The organism is Micromonospora halotolerans (genome assembly GCF_032108445.1).
GTDB lineage: Bacteria > Actinomycetota > Actinomycetes > Mycobacteriales > Micromonosporaceae > Micromonospora > Micromonospora halotolerans.
The window spans coordinates 1,666,940-1,680,127 of sequence record NZ_CP134876.1 but is presented as its reverse complement, the minus strand read 5'-3'; the positions used below and the strand labels follow the sequence as shown (position 1 = coordinate 1,680,127).

Genomic DNA, 13,188 nt, shown 5'->3' with positions numbered 1-13,188 from the left:
CAACTACGACAAGGACGAATGCCACCGGGGCGAGCCGGTGCCGGGTACGAAGGAGGTGAGCGGCGACATGGTTGATCGTGACGAACCGACCGGAGCGTTGGTCCGTCCGTACGCCGTGACCCGCGGTCGTACCCGCCCCCGGCTCGAGATCGCCCTGGAGGCGCTCGTCGAGACGACGGTGCGCGGCCGGTCGGTTGCCACTGGCAACGGTGGCCAGGGCCGGGAGCACCAGTACATCGCCGCGCTGTGTGACGGACGTGTGCAGTCGCTCGCCGAAATCGCGGCGCGCATGCAACTTCCGCTCGGCGTGGCCCGGGTGCTCATCGCCGACATGGCGACGGACGGCCTGGTCGCGGTCCACGAGCCGACCATTTTGGACGACTCCGACGACGCGGTGGGCACTGAACTGCTGGAGAGGGTGCTGAGTGGACTTCGCAGGCTCTGACATGTCGCACCGGCCGCCTGCCCCGAGCGGGCGCGTGACGTCGGCGAAGATCGTTATCGCCGGTGGATTCGGCGTCGGCAAGACGACGCTGGTCGGCTCGGTCTCGGAGATCACGCCGCTGACCACCGAGGCGATCATGACCTCCGCCGGCGTGGGCGTCGACGACACCCGGCAGGTGCCGGGCAAGACGACGACCACGGTGGCCATGGACTTCGGTCGTATCTCGATCGACCGGGATCTGATCCTGTACCTGTTCGGTACGCCGGGTCAGACGCGGTTCTGGTTCATGTGGGATGAACTGGTCCGGGGTGCGATCGGCGCCGTCGTACTGGTCGACACCCGTCGGCTGGCCGACTGCTTCGCCGCCATCGACTTCTTCGAGCACCGGCGGCTGCCGTACCTGGTGGCCATCAACTGCTTCGACGGGATGCAGTACCACGACCCGCAGGACGTCCGGGACGCGCTCGCGATCTCCTCGGACGTGCCGGTGGTGGCCTGCGACGCCCGTAACCGGGAGTCGACGAAGCACGTGCTGATCTCGCTGGTCGAGTACGTGCTCACCATGCGGCGCTCGCGGGCCGTCGCCCCCGCCTGACCCGGTGACGAAGCGCCCGGCGGCCATCGGCCACCGGGCGCTTCTCGCTGTCCGCCGTCCGGCACACTGCGCAGCCGGCCGGTGACCGTCCCGGCGGGACGGTCACCGGCCTCGGACGGTCAGGCGTACAGGCGCCAGGCGCCCTGCGTGACCACGTAGACGGCGAGCGAGTCGGACTCCATGCCGCCGTGCCGGGTGGGCGTGAAGGCATACCCGCCGGCGATGCCCTCGGCCACCTGGCTCTGCAGGAACGCCCGGATCCGTCCACGGTCGAGGCTCGTGGCCATCCGCGCCGACGCGGCGAGGAGCTGGAGCGCGTCCGAGGCGTACGGGGCGAAGGTGTTGGAGGTGCCGTACCGCTGGGTGTAGCGGTAGTTGAAGTCCCGGCGCTCCAGCTCGGCCCTCGTGGTGGCGGTCAGCGTGGAGGTGGACAGGCAGCCCGGGTGCACGGCGTACGCCCCCTCGACCGCCGCGGCGTTGTGGGCGCTGAGGGTGGCCTCGGCGACCGCGCCGGCGTCGAAGAAGAGCGGGCCGCGGTAGTCGGCCCGGCGCAGCTCCCGGGCGGCCACGCCGGAGTCCGGTGCGGCACCCCAGACGATCACCCCGTCCGGGTCGGCGGCGGCGATCCGCTCGGCGGCGCCGGCGAAGCTCCGCCCGGTGTCGGGCAGCCGGACCGTGCGGACCAGGTCGGCGTCGCTGCCCCGCAGCGCGGCGCGTACCGCCCGCACGCCGGAGTCGCCGTGCAGCCCGTCGGCGGCCAGCAGGGCCACCCGCCGGAGGCGCTGCGTCTCGACCAGGTCGGCCAGCCGGCGGGCCACGTCGACGGCGTCCGGGGTGAGCTGGAAGCTGAAGGTCCGCTCGGCGAGCGGCAGCACGACGCCGTCACCGAGGCCCAGCGACAGGAAGGGGGTCTTGACCTTCTGGGCCGCCTCCGCGAGGGCCACCGAGGTCTCCGCCAGGGTGCCGCCGACCAGGGCCTGTACGCCCGCACGGGTCAGCTCGGCCGCCTGCCGGGCCGCCTCCCGGGGGCTGCTGCGGTTGTCCCGGATCTCCAGGCGGATGGACCGCCGCAGGCTGCCCACCGGGATGCCGGACCTGTTCAGCGCGTCGGCGCCGATCTCGAGGGCCCGCTGCTGGGGCACGCCGAGCGCGGCGCCCCGGCCGGTCAGCTCCAGGCTGGCCCCGACGACCAGGTCCTGGCTGCTGGGGGCGCTGCTGGCCGAGGGCTCCTCCTCCGGCCGCTCGCCCTGCTGCCCGCAGCCGGCGAGCAGCAGGCTGCCGGCTGCCGCGGCGAGAACGCCCCGACGGGTGAGCACGGAGGAGTCGAATGCCGGTGTCGCCATTGGAGTCGCCTTCCCACCCCCGGCGAACACCCGCCGCCGGCTGGTCCGCCGGGTATGCTCCCGGCCGGCCGCGTCCGGCGTCAAATTATCCGGGTGTGGGCAGGAACACGCGGGTGGGGCGGGACGGGACTCCGATCAGGACCGGTAGCCCGCGGACCGGTACTCGTACTCCCGGTCGTCGTCGCGGTCGCCGGTGTCCCGGCTGAAGTCCCAGCCGCCGGCCGCCTCCCGGCCGGGGCGACCGCCCACGGCGAAGCCGCCGATCTCCTGGCCGCGCCGCCACCCCCGGAAGTAGCCGGTGGTGTTCTCGGCGAGGCTGGCCGCGTTGCGGACGATCCGGAGTGGACGCTCCTCGCGCAGCGGGGAGCCCGGCACCAGGTTGGCCTGCGGGACCCGCTTGGGCAGGCCGGCCTTGGTCTCGGCGCCCACCGACGGGCGGGCCGCCTGCTCGGCCGCCTGCCAGCCGGTGTCCGCGGTGGTCGCCCAGTCCAGGTCGGCCTCGTCGCCGTGACCGACGAACCAGGCCGACTTCGCCTGCGCGAAGATCAGCAGGTCACCGTCGCCCTCGTCGGAGACGGGCGGCGGCCGGTGCTCCTTCGGCGCGGGACGCCGCTCCAGCGGGGCGGGCGCCTCGGCGCGGGGCACCGGGCGGCCCGGCCGGTCGGCCTCCGGCCGGTCGACCAGCCGCAGCGGCGGAGTGTCCAAGCCGGGGTCGGTCGGCGGGTTCAGCTGGTCACGCAGCGCGCGGTCGGCCAGCGGCGGCGGCTCCACGAGCCGCAGCATCGGCGGTTCCTGCGGGAGGTCGTCGGCGAGCCACGGCGGGGTGACCCGTCCCGGGTCGCTCGGCGCGTCCACACCCCGCCCGTAGGGGTAGGCCGGCGCCTCCTTGGCCCGGTCGTCCTGGTCCTCGCCGGTGTTGACCAGCGGCCAGTTGGCCCGGGATCCCGGGGGAGCGGTCTCCTGGTCCGGGCGGGGCGTCGGCACCGGGATGGTCAGGTCGGTGGCGCTGAAACCGCCGGTCGGCGGCTCCTGGTTGGTCTTGGGCCGCGGCGGGATGACCGTGCGCTGCCGCTCGGCCCGCGCCTTGTTGATCGCCGCGGTGGTCAGCGTCGGGCGGAACGGCTCCCCGGCCTCGGCCGGCGGCACTGCGCCGCGCTGCGCCGGGGCGATGGGGGTGATCCCGGGCGGCGGCGGGGGCGGGGCGGAGATCGGCCGGTTGGTCGGCCCGTCCACACGCGACGGCAGCGGGGCGGTCGGTTCGGGGCGGGCGGGCGCGGAGGCCGGCCGGCCCAGGGAGGCGGCCGGGGCGACCGGCGCCGGGGCGACGGGCGGCGGCGCGACCGGCGGCGGGGCCACCGGCGGCGGGCCGAGCGGGCGCGGCGAGGGCGGGGCGGCCGGACCGGCCGGCTCGGGACGGCTGCGCCGACCCACCAGCCCGGAGACCGGCTCGGGACGGCCGCGGCGCGCGGCCTGCTCGGCGACCGGCTCGGGCTCGGCCGGGCGCACCGGGCGCAGCCCGGCGGCGGCCGACGGAACCAGCTCCTCGACCTGCTCGCCGCGGCGGGCGGCGGCCCGGCGGCCCGGCGCCGGAGCGGGCGTGGTGACCCGGGCGCTGAGGGCGCCGACCAGCGCGTCGCAGCCGGCGTCGCAGGCCCGGACGGAGGCGACCGCCTGCCGCACGGTCTCGGCGACGGCGGCGGTGAGCGCCCGGTTGACGGAGGCCCGCCGGGGCGTCTCGGAGATGGCGACCCGCAGCGCGGTCACCGCGTCGTTGATGGTGTCCGCGTCCGCGACACCCTCGGCGGCCAGGTGGGCGGCGACGGCGTCCGCCGCCACCGTGACCTCACGGCCCCGGGCCACCGTGCCGGCGAGCATGCCCGGCTCGGGCAGCGCGTCGAGGATGGCCAGCGAGACCGGCTCGGCCGGGTCGGGGTACGCGCGCAACGCGGCCGGGTAGAGCTCGCGGAGCACCTCCCGCAGCGCCACCGCGGCGGAGTGCCGGCCGCTGGCGAGTGCCGCGTGCGCGGCGAGAACCTGCTTGTAGTTGGCGAGGTCGCGCGGCGCCGGGAGGGTCACCGCGGAGAGCGCGCCGGCCTGGAGTGCGCGGGCCAGCCCGACCGCACGGCGCTCGGCCGGCGGGGACTGCATTTCCTCCAGCGAGTCGTCGTCGGCGAAGCGCTCGGCGAAGTCGTCGACCGAGTCGTCGTCCGCGATCGCCAGTGGCCGACCCGCCGCGCTGAGCAGCGAGGTGACCGTGTGGTCGTCGCTGTCGGCCGCGATGGCCGCACCACTCGGCCCACCCGACCGCTCCACGAGCAGCGCGACCAGCTGGGCGTAGCCAGCCGGGTCGTCACCGATCTCGCAGACATGCAGCAGACGGCCTGCGTCGTCGACCACAGCGGACGTCAGCGTCGATTCGACCGAAGCCGACCGGTCGGCGGAATCCGCCGAGGCCAGACCGCAGTACACGCGCACGAGCGCCACGGCGTCGTCCTCCTCCCGGGACACAGGTCTTGCTCTGCCAGAGACTGATGCTCCCCGCTCCGGGTCAGTCGCGCCAGTCCACAACAGCAGAGATCTTGCCGACAATGGTGCGCCAACCCAAACTTGCGGTTTGTGCCCCGATTTTCTTCAGCCGGCGCCGGCCGAGGAATCCACCGATTCCGCCGTTGACAGAAGCGCGCAGCGCCTCGTCCAGGTCGTCCAGGCTGGAGCCCGCGGAGAGCATGTCGAGCACCGCCGGTAGCCGCAGGGCGTACGCCAGGTCACGGGCGACCTCGCCGGCCTCGATCAGCAGCGTCGGGTCCCACGCGTCGTGGCCGCCGCGGAGATTCTCCACTACCAGGTCGAGCTCGTAGGTGTCCTCGTCCAGCGGGGCGATGTCGGCGGGTTCCACCCGTTCGGACAGTTCATTCCAGCTGTCCAGTTGGGACAGGTCGTTGGGCGCCCCGGAACGGATGAAACTGACCAGCGACTCCGGGGTCTTGAACAGCAGCAGCTTGCCGCGGTGGGTGAGGAAGACGGGCACCTCCTCGTCGCCCGCGGCGTCCTCGTCCTCGTCCGACTCGTCCTCGTCGGCCTCGTCCTCGGCCTCGTCCTCGGCCTCGTCTTCGGCGGCGTCCTCGTCGGCCTGGTCCTCGGCCGCCTCGGCCTTGCCGCGCCGGCGGCGCCCGGGCCGCTTCTCGTCGTCGGCTTCCTCGTCCTCCTCGGCGGCGAGGGCGGCGAACTCCTCGTCGAGGATCACCACCTCCTCGTCGTCCTCGGACACGACGACCTGGCGACGGGCCAGGAAGGGGTCGTCCTCGTCGCGCTCGGCGACGTCGGTCGGGGTCAGCTCGCGCGCCGGCCGGTACGCCCGCAGCGTGAAGCCGGTGCCGGCGGGCAGGGCGATCTCCACCGGGTCGATCCGCAGCTCGTCCCAGAGCGCGCGGTCCGCCGCCGGGCGGTCGACCTCGACCTCGTCTGCTGCGGTCGACGCGGTGGTGTCGTCGAGCTCGGGCTCGTCGGCGTCGGGCCGTTGGGGCGACTGGCGGGCCACGCTGACCTCCGTGTGCTTTCGGGTTGCCCACCCGGCGGCGGTCGGCCGCCGAGTGACTCTGCGCACATACCCTAGTGGGCGTCCCGCCGTCGCCGGGAGCCGCACCCCGGTGGCGTCCCGACCCGCAGACAAGTAGGCTTACTACGCATGAAGGCCCAGGCGCTGCACGGACACCTGGATGCGCTGCTGCTCGCGGTGCTGGAGCAGGGCGCCCTGCACGGCTACGCGATCATCGAGGCGCTCCGGGCCCGCAGCGGCGGCACCCTGGACCTGCCCACCGGCACCATCTACCCGGCGCTGCGCCGCCTGGAGCGGGCCGGCTACGTGGCCAGCGCCTGGAGCACCGTCAACGGCCGGGAGCGGCGCACCTACGAGCTCACCGACGCCGGCCGCCGGGCGCTCGCCGGGGAGCGCGCCGGATGGCGCGAGTTCAGCGCCACGGTCGGCCGCTTCCTCGGCACCGACGAACCGCCCGCCACCCCGGCCTGAGCCAGGGCCAGCCGGCGTGCCGGGAGGTCAGCCGGCGACCCGTGGCCCGCGGGCGCTCAGCAGCCAGTAGCGGGCGGCCCGGGCCAGCGCGAACCAGGCGGCGCTGACGAGCACCGCTCCGATGATCATCGGGGGCCAGGTGAGCGCCGCGTCCCAGAGGTGGACCGACCAGCCGAACAGCGCCACTCCGGCCCCCGCGCCGACCGCCAGCCCGCCGGTCAGCCCGAAGCCCACCGCGCGGGCCAGCCGGGGCAGCCGGGGTGTGGCGTACCGGGCGGCGAGCAGGTCGAGCAGCAGCCCGGTCAGCGCCAGCCCGGCGACCACCGCCCAGATGTCGTTGACCGAGGCGGAGAGGAACAGGTAGCCCTCCGGCGGGCGCGGGCCGTCGCTCCAGCTCGCCCCCCGCCACGTCAGGTCGCCGCCGGCCATGAGCACCGTGGCCACCACCAGCGCCCGCAGCGCCAGCCCGCGCAGCGCGCCGGCGGCCAGCTCGGCCTGGTAGCCGGGAGCCAGCTGAGCCGGAGCGCCGAACTCGGCCACCGCCCGCCGCTCGGCCTCCGCGACCGGCAGGCCCCTCTCCCGGTACGCCTCGACGGCGTCCTCCAGCGCGTGCCGCGCCTCGGTCAACAGGTCCGCCTTGAGCCGGGCCGGCCCGTGCAGCTGCCCGGCCAGCTCGCGCAGCCGCTCGTCGACGCGGATGTCCTCGTACCCCCGCATGGCACCACCCTGCCACCGCGCCGGGCCGGCCGCGTCGGGGAAAACCCCGGAAAGCGGGCTCAGGGGGCCAGGGCCAGGTAGCCGCGCTCGGCCGCCTCCTGGAGCAGCCACTGCTCCCGGTACCAGCCCGGCCGGGCCACCAGCTCCTCGTGCCGGCCGCGCTGCACCACCCGGCCCGCGTCGAGCACCACGATCTCGTCCAGGCCGGCGAGGCCGCTGAGCCGGTGGCTGATCAGCAGCACGGAGTGCCCGGCCGGGGTGGCGGCCAGCGTCGAGGCGAGCACCGCGTCCGCGGCGGCCGGGTCGAGCCCCTCGGTCGGCTCGTCGAGCACCAGCACCGGCGGGGTGGCCAGCAGCGCCCGGGCCAGCGCGAGCCGTTGCCGCTGCCCACCGGAGAGCTGCCCGCCCTGCTCGCCGACCACGGTCTCCCAGCCCTCCGGCTGGGCGCGTACCCAGTCCAGCAGTCCGGCGGCCCGGGTGGCGGCGGTCAGCTCCGCCTCGTCGGCGCGGGGGCGCCCGAGCAGCAGGTTCTCCCGGACCGTGGCGTGGAAGACGTACGCCTCGGCGAGCAGGCCGCCGACCACGCGGGGGAGTTCCTCGTCCGCCAGGTCGGACACGTCCACGCCGTCCACGGTGACCCGGCCGGCGTCGGGGCGTACCGCGCCGGTGAGCGCGGCGGCCAGGGTGCTCTTGCCGGCGCCGCTCGGCCCCACCACGGCCACCCGGCGGCCGGCGGGCAGGTCCAGGTCGACCCCGGCCAGGGCGGGCGCGGCCCCCTCCCGGTAGCGGACGGTCACGCCGGCGAACCGGACGTCGTGCCCGCCGGTCGCCGGGCCGGCGGGTGCGGTCGGCGCCGGCTCCCCGGCCCCGGTGAGCAGGTCGGCCAGCCGGGCCAGGCCGGCGCGGAGCTGGGTGCGCTGCCGGGCCGCCCCGACCAGCGCGAGGGACACCTCGACGGCGGCCAGCGTGCCCACCGCCAGGACACCGACCAGCACCCCGCCGACGCCCGCGCGCAGCGCCACGACCACCACGGCGGCGGCGGTGAGCCCGCCGACCAGCACCCCGGCCGCGTCCACCGCGAAGCCGGTCGCGGCGAGCCGGCGTTCCAGCCGGGCCAGGCGGCCGGCCCGGGTCTCGGCGGCGGCCAGCGCCGTGCCGGTCGCGCCGAAGGCGGCCAGGTCGGCGGCGCCGTGGGTCAGGTCGACCGCGTCCACCGCGAGCGCGCCGCGCAGCGGGGCCACCTCGTCGGCGGCGCGCCGGGTCAGCCCGGCGGCCAGCACGGGCAGCGCCACCCCGGCCACCAGCAGCCCGACGGCGAGCACGCCCGCGGCCGGCAGCGAGATCAGCGCGGCGCTCCCGACGGCCAGCACGCTCACCAGCGCGGCCGCCGCACCCGGTACCAGCACCCGCAGCAGCAGGTCCTGCACCGCCTCCACGTCGGAGACCAGCCGGCTCAACGCGTCGCCGGTGCGCTGGGCGGTGGCGTCGCGCCGGGCCACCAGGGTGGCGAAGACCCGGGCCCGGACGTCGGTGATCATGCGCAGCACCGCGTCGTGCCCGGCCAGCCGCTCGGTGTAGCGGAGCACGCCCCGGCTGACCGCGAGGGCGCGCACGGCGACGATCGCCACGGTCAGCCGGTCCAGCGGCGGCCGGCCGGCGGCGCTCATGAGCAGCCAGGTGGCGGTGGCCATCAGGGCCAGCCCGGCGAACTCGGTGGCCGCGGCGAGCAGCCCGGCGCCCAGCAGGCGGCCCAGGTAGGGCCGGGCCAGCCGCAGCACCGCCCGCTCGGCGCTCGCGCCGCCCCCGGTGCCGGGCGTCGCGGCGGCGACGGTTGGGGCCGGGCCGCCCGGCAGCAGTTCCGCCGGGTTCACCTCGGCGGCGGCCGGCGCGCCCGGATCGCGGCCGGCGGGGGTGATCCCGTCCCGGGCGACCCCGCCCGGCACAGCCCGCACCGGCTGGTCGGGCCGCCCCGGCACCACGCCGCCCGCGGCTGCACCGGACACCGGGTCGCCCCGGCCCGCGCCGTCTGCGGCCGCACCGGGGAGCGGATTGCCCCGCCCGATGCCGTCGGGACGCTCCGGGACGGCCGGTCCGTCGGTCATGGCGTCACCTTCCCGGCCGGTACGCGGCTCAGCTCGGTGACCCGGCCGTCCTCGACGCGCAGGATCCGGTCGGCGTCCTCCAGCAGCGCGGGCCGGTGCGCGACCAGCAGCGCGGTTCGCCCGGCGACCAGCCGCCGGGTGGCCGCGAGCACGACGGCCTCGCTGGCGCTGTCCAGCCGGGCGGTCGGTTCGTCGAGGAGCACGAGCGGGGCGTCCCGGAGGAACGCCCGGGCCAGCGCGACCCGCTGCCGCTGCCCGCTGGACAGGCCGTGCCCGCGCTCGCCCAGCGTGGTGCCGAGCCCGTCGGGCAGGGCGGCGACCACCTCGTCCAGCGCGGCGTCGGTGACGGCGCCGGCCAGCCTCGCGTCCGGGGTGTCGGGGGCGCCCAGGCGGATGTTGTCGGCCAGCGAGCCGGCGAAGAGGTGGGCCCGCTGCGGAACCCAGGCCAGCTCGCGCCGCCAGGCGTCGAGGTCGACCCCGGCGAGGTCCACGCCGTCGACGGTGACCCGGCCGGCGGTCGGGGCGACGAAGCCGAGCAGCAGGTTGAGCAGTGTGGTCTTGCCCGCCCCGCTGGGTCCGATGACGGCGATCCGCTCGCCGGGGCGGATGGTGAGCGTGACGTCCCGCAGGGCGGTGGTGCGCTCGTACGCGACGGTCACGCCCTCGAAGCGGATCTCGCCCCGGCCGTCCGGTGCCGGCCGCGCGGCTTCCGGTGCGGCCGCCTCCGGTGTCCCGGAGAGGGTGAGCGCCTCGTCCAGCGCGGTCAGCCCCTCCATGCTGGCGTGGAACCGGCTGCCCGCGGCCCGCAGCGGCAGGTACGCCTCCGGGGTGAGCAGCAGCACCAGCAGCGCGGTGGAGAGGGTGATCCCGCCGCCGAGCAGGCGGATGCCGACCGGCACGGCGACCAGCGCCACCGAGAGGGTGGCGACCAGTTCGAGGACCAGCGCCGACAGGAAGGCGATCCGCAGGGTCCTCATGGTGGCCTGGCGGTGCCCGTCGGCCATCCGGCGTACGACGCCGACCTGGGCCCGGGCCCGGCCGAACGCGCGCAGCGTGGGCAGCCCGGCCACCATGTCGAGGAAGTGCCCGCCGAGCAGCGACAGCCGCCGCCACTGCCGCTCGGTGGCGGCCTGCGCCTGCCAGCCGAGCAGCGCCCCGAAGACCGGGATGAGCGGGATGGTCAGCGCGATGATCAGCGCCGAGCTCCAGTCGGCGAGCACGATCCGGGCCAGCACGGCCAGCGGCACGGTGACGCTCAGGACGAGCTGCGGCAGGTAGCCGGTGAAGTACGGGTCGAGCGCGTCCAGGCCGCGCCCGGCCAGGGTGGCGAGCTGTCCGGCCCGCCGGCCGGCCACCCAGGTGGGGCCGTGCCGGCCGACCGCGCGCAGCAGGTCGGCCCGGAGGGCCGCCTTGACCGTCGCCGCCGCCCGGGCCGCCACCGTGCCCTGCGCCCAGCTCACCAGCGCCCGGGCCGCGACCGCCGCCACGAAACCGGCCAGCGCGGGCCGGTGCAGCCGCCCGTCGATCGCGGTGGCCAGCAGGGTGGCCAGCGCGGTGGCCTGCGCGACCACCAGCAGCGCGGTCAGCCCGCCGAGCACCGCGAGCACGGCGAGGTCGCGCCGGGCCGCGGGGACCCGGCGCAGCAGCCGCGGGTCGAACGGGCGGCGGTTCACCAGTACACCGGTGCCCTGCCGTCGGTCCGTCCCCGGAACACCCACCAGCTCATCGCCTGAAAGCCTAGTAGGACCGGCACGAGCGGCAGCGCCAGCCAGTCCAGCAGCGCCAGCGTCGGCCCGCTCGCGGCCGCGTCCGCCACGGTCAGCGAGGACTCCGGGCCGACCGTGGCGACCAGCACCCGGGGCCAGAGCGCCGCGCCGACCAGCGGCACCGGCAGGGCCAGCGCCGCGCTGGTCGCCGCGAAGGCCAGCCCGGCCCGGCCCCGGCGCAGCGCGGCGCGGGCCGCCAGCAGCGCCGCCACCAGCACCAACGGCAGGAGTATGGCGACCGCCGGGCGGGCCACCGCGGCGCGTACCCGGTCGGAGAGCAGGCCCAGGACGGTGGCGGCGGCGACCGCGGTGAGCGCGGCCGGCACCAGGCCCCGGGCCAGCCGGGCGACCGACGGCAGGTCGGCGGCCGGCAGCCGCAGCGTGAGGAAGGTCGCACCGTGCACGGCGACCAGCGCGAGCAGCGCCAGCGCGGCGGCGGCCACGAACGGGGTGAACAGGTGGCCGACCCCGGCGGGGTGCCCGTGGTCGGCCGGCGGCACGCCCTGGAGCAGCGCGCCGAGCAGCGCGCCCCAGCCGAGCGCGGCGAGCACGCTGCCGGCCACCACCACCCGGTCCCAGAAGGTGCGGGCCGCCCGGCCGCGCGGCCGGCTGCGGAGCTGGACCCCGGCCGTCACGAGCACCACTCCGGCGAGCGCGCCGAGCACGGCCGGATAGAGGCCGGAGAGCAACTCGCCCTCCAGGGTGGGGAAGGCGCCGAACAGGATGCCGACCGCGGCCACCAGCCAGACCTCGTTGCCGAGGAAGAACGGCCCGACCGCGTTCAGGGCGGCCCGCCGGGCCTCGGGCGTGGCGCCCCGGGCCAGCAGCAGCCCGACGCCGTAGTCGTAGCCGCCGAGCACGAGGTAGGCGGCGAAGAAGAGGCCGAGCAGGGCGTACCAGACGAGTTCCACGGCGGGCTCCCTCAGGCGAACACGGGGTGGGGGTGGTGGTCGGTGTCCGGCGCGGGCGGCCGGCCGAGCGCGGGGTCGTGCGCGCCCCGGGCGGCGTGCCGGGCCAGCAGCACCCAGTTGGTGACGGCGAGGGTGCCGAGCAGCAGGGTGAACCCGATGAGCGAGGTGAGCATCAGGCCGGCGCTCACCGGCGAGACGGCCTGCCCGGTCGGCAGCAGCCCGTACGCCACCCAGGGCTGGCGCCCCACCTCGCGGGCGATCCAGCCGAGGATCACCGCGACGAACGGCAGCGGCACGCCGAGCAGCACCAGCCAGAGCGGGAACTTCAGCCGGATGATCCAGTCGCGCCAGAGCAGCGGCAGCAGGAGCCAGACGCAGCCCAGCGTGAAGCCGATGAGGATCATGAAGCCGAGGCCGACGTTGGACAGCACCGGCGGGGTGTAGTCGCCCGGGCCGAACCGCGCCGTCCACTCGGCGACCAGCGCGTCGCGGTCGGCCCCGCCGCCGAACTTGGTCGGCTGGAGTTCCCCGACCGGACCGAACTGCGCGAAGCCGAAGCCCTGCAGCGTGGTCACCGCGAGCGCCGCGGTGATCAGGCCGAGCCGCAGCGACTTCCGGAAGAGCAGATAGTCCGGGGTGCGCCGGAGCAGGTGCCAAGCGCTGACCGCGGCCATCAGCACCCCGCCGGTGACCAGGCCGGCCGAGACCACGTGACCGAAGGCGAAGCCGAGGGTGGGGTTGGTGAGCAGCGCGCCGAAGTCGGTGAGGTGGGCGACGCCGTCGCGCACCTCGTAGCCGACCGGGTGCTGGAGCCACGCGTTGGCCACCATGATCCAGAACGCCGAGGCGTACGCGGTGAGCGCGACGCCCCAGAGCAGCGCCAGGTGGACGCCGCGCCGCAGCCGGTGCCAGCCGAAGATCCACATGCCGAGGAACGTGGACTCCAGGAAGAAGGCGACCAGCGTCTCGATGGCCAGCGGCGCGCCGAACACGTTGCCCACGTAGCGCGAGAGGCCGCTCCAGTTCAGCCCGAACTGGAACTCCATGACGATGCCGGTGGCGATCCCGAGCACGTAGTTGATCACGTAGAGCTGGCCCCAGAAACGGGTCAGCCGCTCGTACACCGGCTTGCCGGTGATGAAGCCGGCGGTCTGCAGGCCGACCAGCAGGGTGACCAGGCCGAGGGTGACCACCACGAAGAGGAAGTGGATCGAGGTGGTCGTGGCGAACTGCAGGCGGGCGAGGAGCAGGGGGTCCATGGCCGTCCTCCCACTAGTTGACT

Annotated in this window: 11 protein-coding genes; 3 read left to right on the top strand and 8 right to left on the bottom strand. The window is 76.2% G+C overall.

Annotated elements, in window-relative coordinates:
• The first annotated feature begins 67 nt into the window (after nucleotides 1–67).
• Nucleotides 68–445 carry a DUF742 domain-containing protein gene (locus tag RMN56_RS07710; RefSeq protein WP_091261430.1) on the top strand — a complete coding sequence of 126 codons (378 nt, stop codon included), beginning with the start codon at nucleotides 68–70 and terminating at the stop codon, nucleotides 443–445.
• A gap of 1 nt (nucleotide 446) precedes the next feature.
• Nucleotides 447–1,040, top strand: coding sequence for a GTP-binding protein (locus RMN56_RS07705; protein WP_091260490.1), 594 nt, complete (start codon nucleotides 447–449; stop codon nucleotides 1,038–1,040).
• 119 nt (nucleotides 1,041–1,159) lie between these two features.
• Here the strand turns inward: RMN56_RS07705 and RMN56_RS07700 are convergent, their stop codons facing one another.
• The 3 genes from RMN56_RS07700 to RMN56_RS07690 form a co-directional block, all read right to left on the bottom strand.
• Entirely contained in the window at nucleotides 1,160–2,383 is a 1,224-nt protein-coding gene (locus tag RMN56_RS07700) for an ABC transporter substrate-binding protein (protein WP_313723134.1), read from the bottom strand.
• Nucleotides 2,384–2,518: 135 nt separating this feature from the next.
• Nucleotides 2,519–4,891: a transposase gene (locus tag RMN56_RS07695; RefSeq protein ID WP_313723133.1), complete on the bottom strand. Its 2,373-nt coding sequence runs from the start codon at nucleotides 4,889–4,891 to the stop codon at nucleotides 2,519–2,521.
• A 40-nt stretch (nucleotides 4,892–4,931) separates the two neighbouring features.
• A complete protein-coding gene (locus tag RMN56_RS07690) occupies nucleotides 4,932–5,921 on the bottom strand; it encodes a SatS C-terminal domain-containing protein (protein WP_313723132.1) in 990 nt (329 codons plus the stop codon).
• 147 nt (nucleotides 5,922–6,068) lie between these two features.
• Between RMN56_RS07690 and RMN56_RS07685 the strand changes: the two genes are divergently transcribed.
• Complete coding sequence (locus tag RMN56_RS07685; protein ID WP_313723131.1) at nucleotides 6,069–6,410, top strand: PadR family transcriptional regulator; 342 nt, start codon at nucleotides 6,069–6,071, stop codon at nucleotides 6,408–6,410.
• A gap of 27 nt (nucleotides 6,411–6,437) precedes the next feature.
• Here RMN56_RS07685 and RMN56_RS07680 read toward each other — a convergent pair whose 3' ends face one another.
• From RMN56_RS07680 to RMN56_RS07660, 5 genes are read right to left on the bottom strand one after another with little or no spacing between them, the layout of a single operon-like run.
• Nucleotides 6,438–7,127: a permease prefix domain 1-containing protein gene (locus RMN56_RS07680; protein WP_313723130.1), complete on the bottom strand. Its 690-nt coding sequence runs from the start codon at nucleotides 7,125–7,127 to the stop codon at nucleotides 6,438–6,440.
• Between the two features lie 59 nt (nucleotides 7,128–7,186).
• Nucleotides 7,187–9,229 (bottom strand): thiol reductant ABC exporter subunit CydC, encoded by a 2,043-nt coding sequence (gene cydC, locus RMN56_RS07675; protein ID WP_313723129.1) that lies wholly within the window; start codon nucleotides 9,227–9,229, stop codon nucleotides 7,187–7,189.
• Nucleotides 9,226–10,902, bottom strand: coding sequence for a thiol reductant ABC exporter subunit CydD (gene cydD / locus RMN56_RS07670; RefSeq protein WP_313723128.1), 1,677 nt, complete (start codon nucleotides 10,900–10,902; stop codon nucleotides 9,226–9,228). Before cydD ends, cydC begins: the two co-directional genes overlap by 4 nt.
• Nucleotides 10,899–11,906 (bottom strand): cytochrome d ubiquinol oxidase subunit II, encoded by a 1,008-nt coding sequence (locus RMN56_RS07665; RefSeq protein ID WP_313723127.1) that lies wholly within the window; start codon nucleotides 11,904–11,906, stop codon nucleotides 10,899–10,901. Before RMN56_RS07665 ends, cydD begins: the two co-directional genes overlap by 4 nt.
• 11 nt (nucleotides 11,907–11,917) lie before the next feature.
• Nucleotides 11,918–13,165 (bottom strand): cytochrome ubiquinol oxidase subunit I, encoded by a 1,248-nt coding sequence (locus RMN56_RS07660; RefSeq protein WP_313723126.1) that lies wholly within the window; start codon nucleotides 13,163–13,165, stop codon nucleotides 11,918–11,920.
• Nucleotides 13,166–13,188 lie beyond the last annotated feature (23 nt).

Coding starts and splice junctions, on each gene's coding strand:
- RMN56_RS07705 (WP_091260490.1), top strand. CDS start 447: ATGTCGCACCGGCCGCCTGCCCCGAGCGGGCGCGTGACGTCGGCGAAG.
- RMN56_RS07680 (WP_313723130.1), bottom strand. CDS start 7,127: ATGCGGGGGTACGAGGACATCCGCGTCGACGAGCGGCTGCGCGAGCTG.
- RMN56_RS07710 (WP_091261430.1), top strand. CDS start 68: ATGGTTGATCGTGACGAACCGACCGGAGCGTTGGTCCGTCCGTACGCC.
- cydC (WP_313723129.1), bottom strand. CDS start 9,229: ATGACCGACGGACCGGCCGTCCCGGAGCGTCCCGACGGCATCGGGCGG.
- RMN56_RS07660 (WP_313723126.1), bottom strand. CDS start 13,165: ATGGACCCCCTGCTCCTCGCCCGCCTGCAGTTCGCCACGACCACCTCG.
- RMN56_RS07700 (WP_313723134.1), bottom strand. CDS start 2,383: ATGGCGACACCGGCATTCGACTCCTCCGTGCTCACCCGTCGGGGCGTT.
- RMN56_RS07685 (WP_313723131.1), top strand. CDS start 6,069: ATGAAGGCCCAGGCGCTGCACGGACACCTGGATGCGCTGCTGCTCGCG.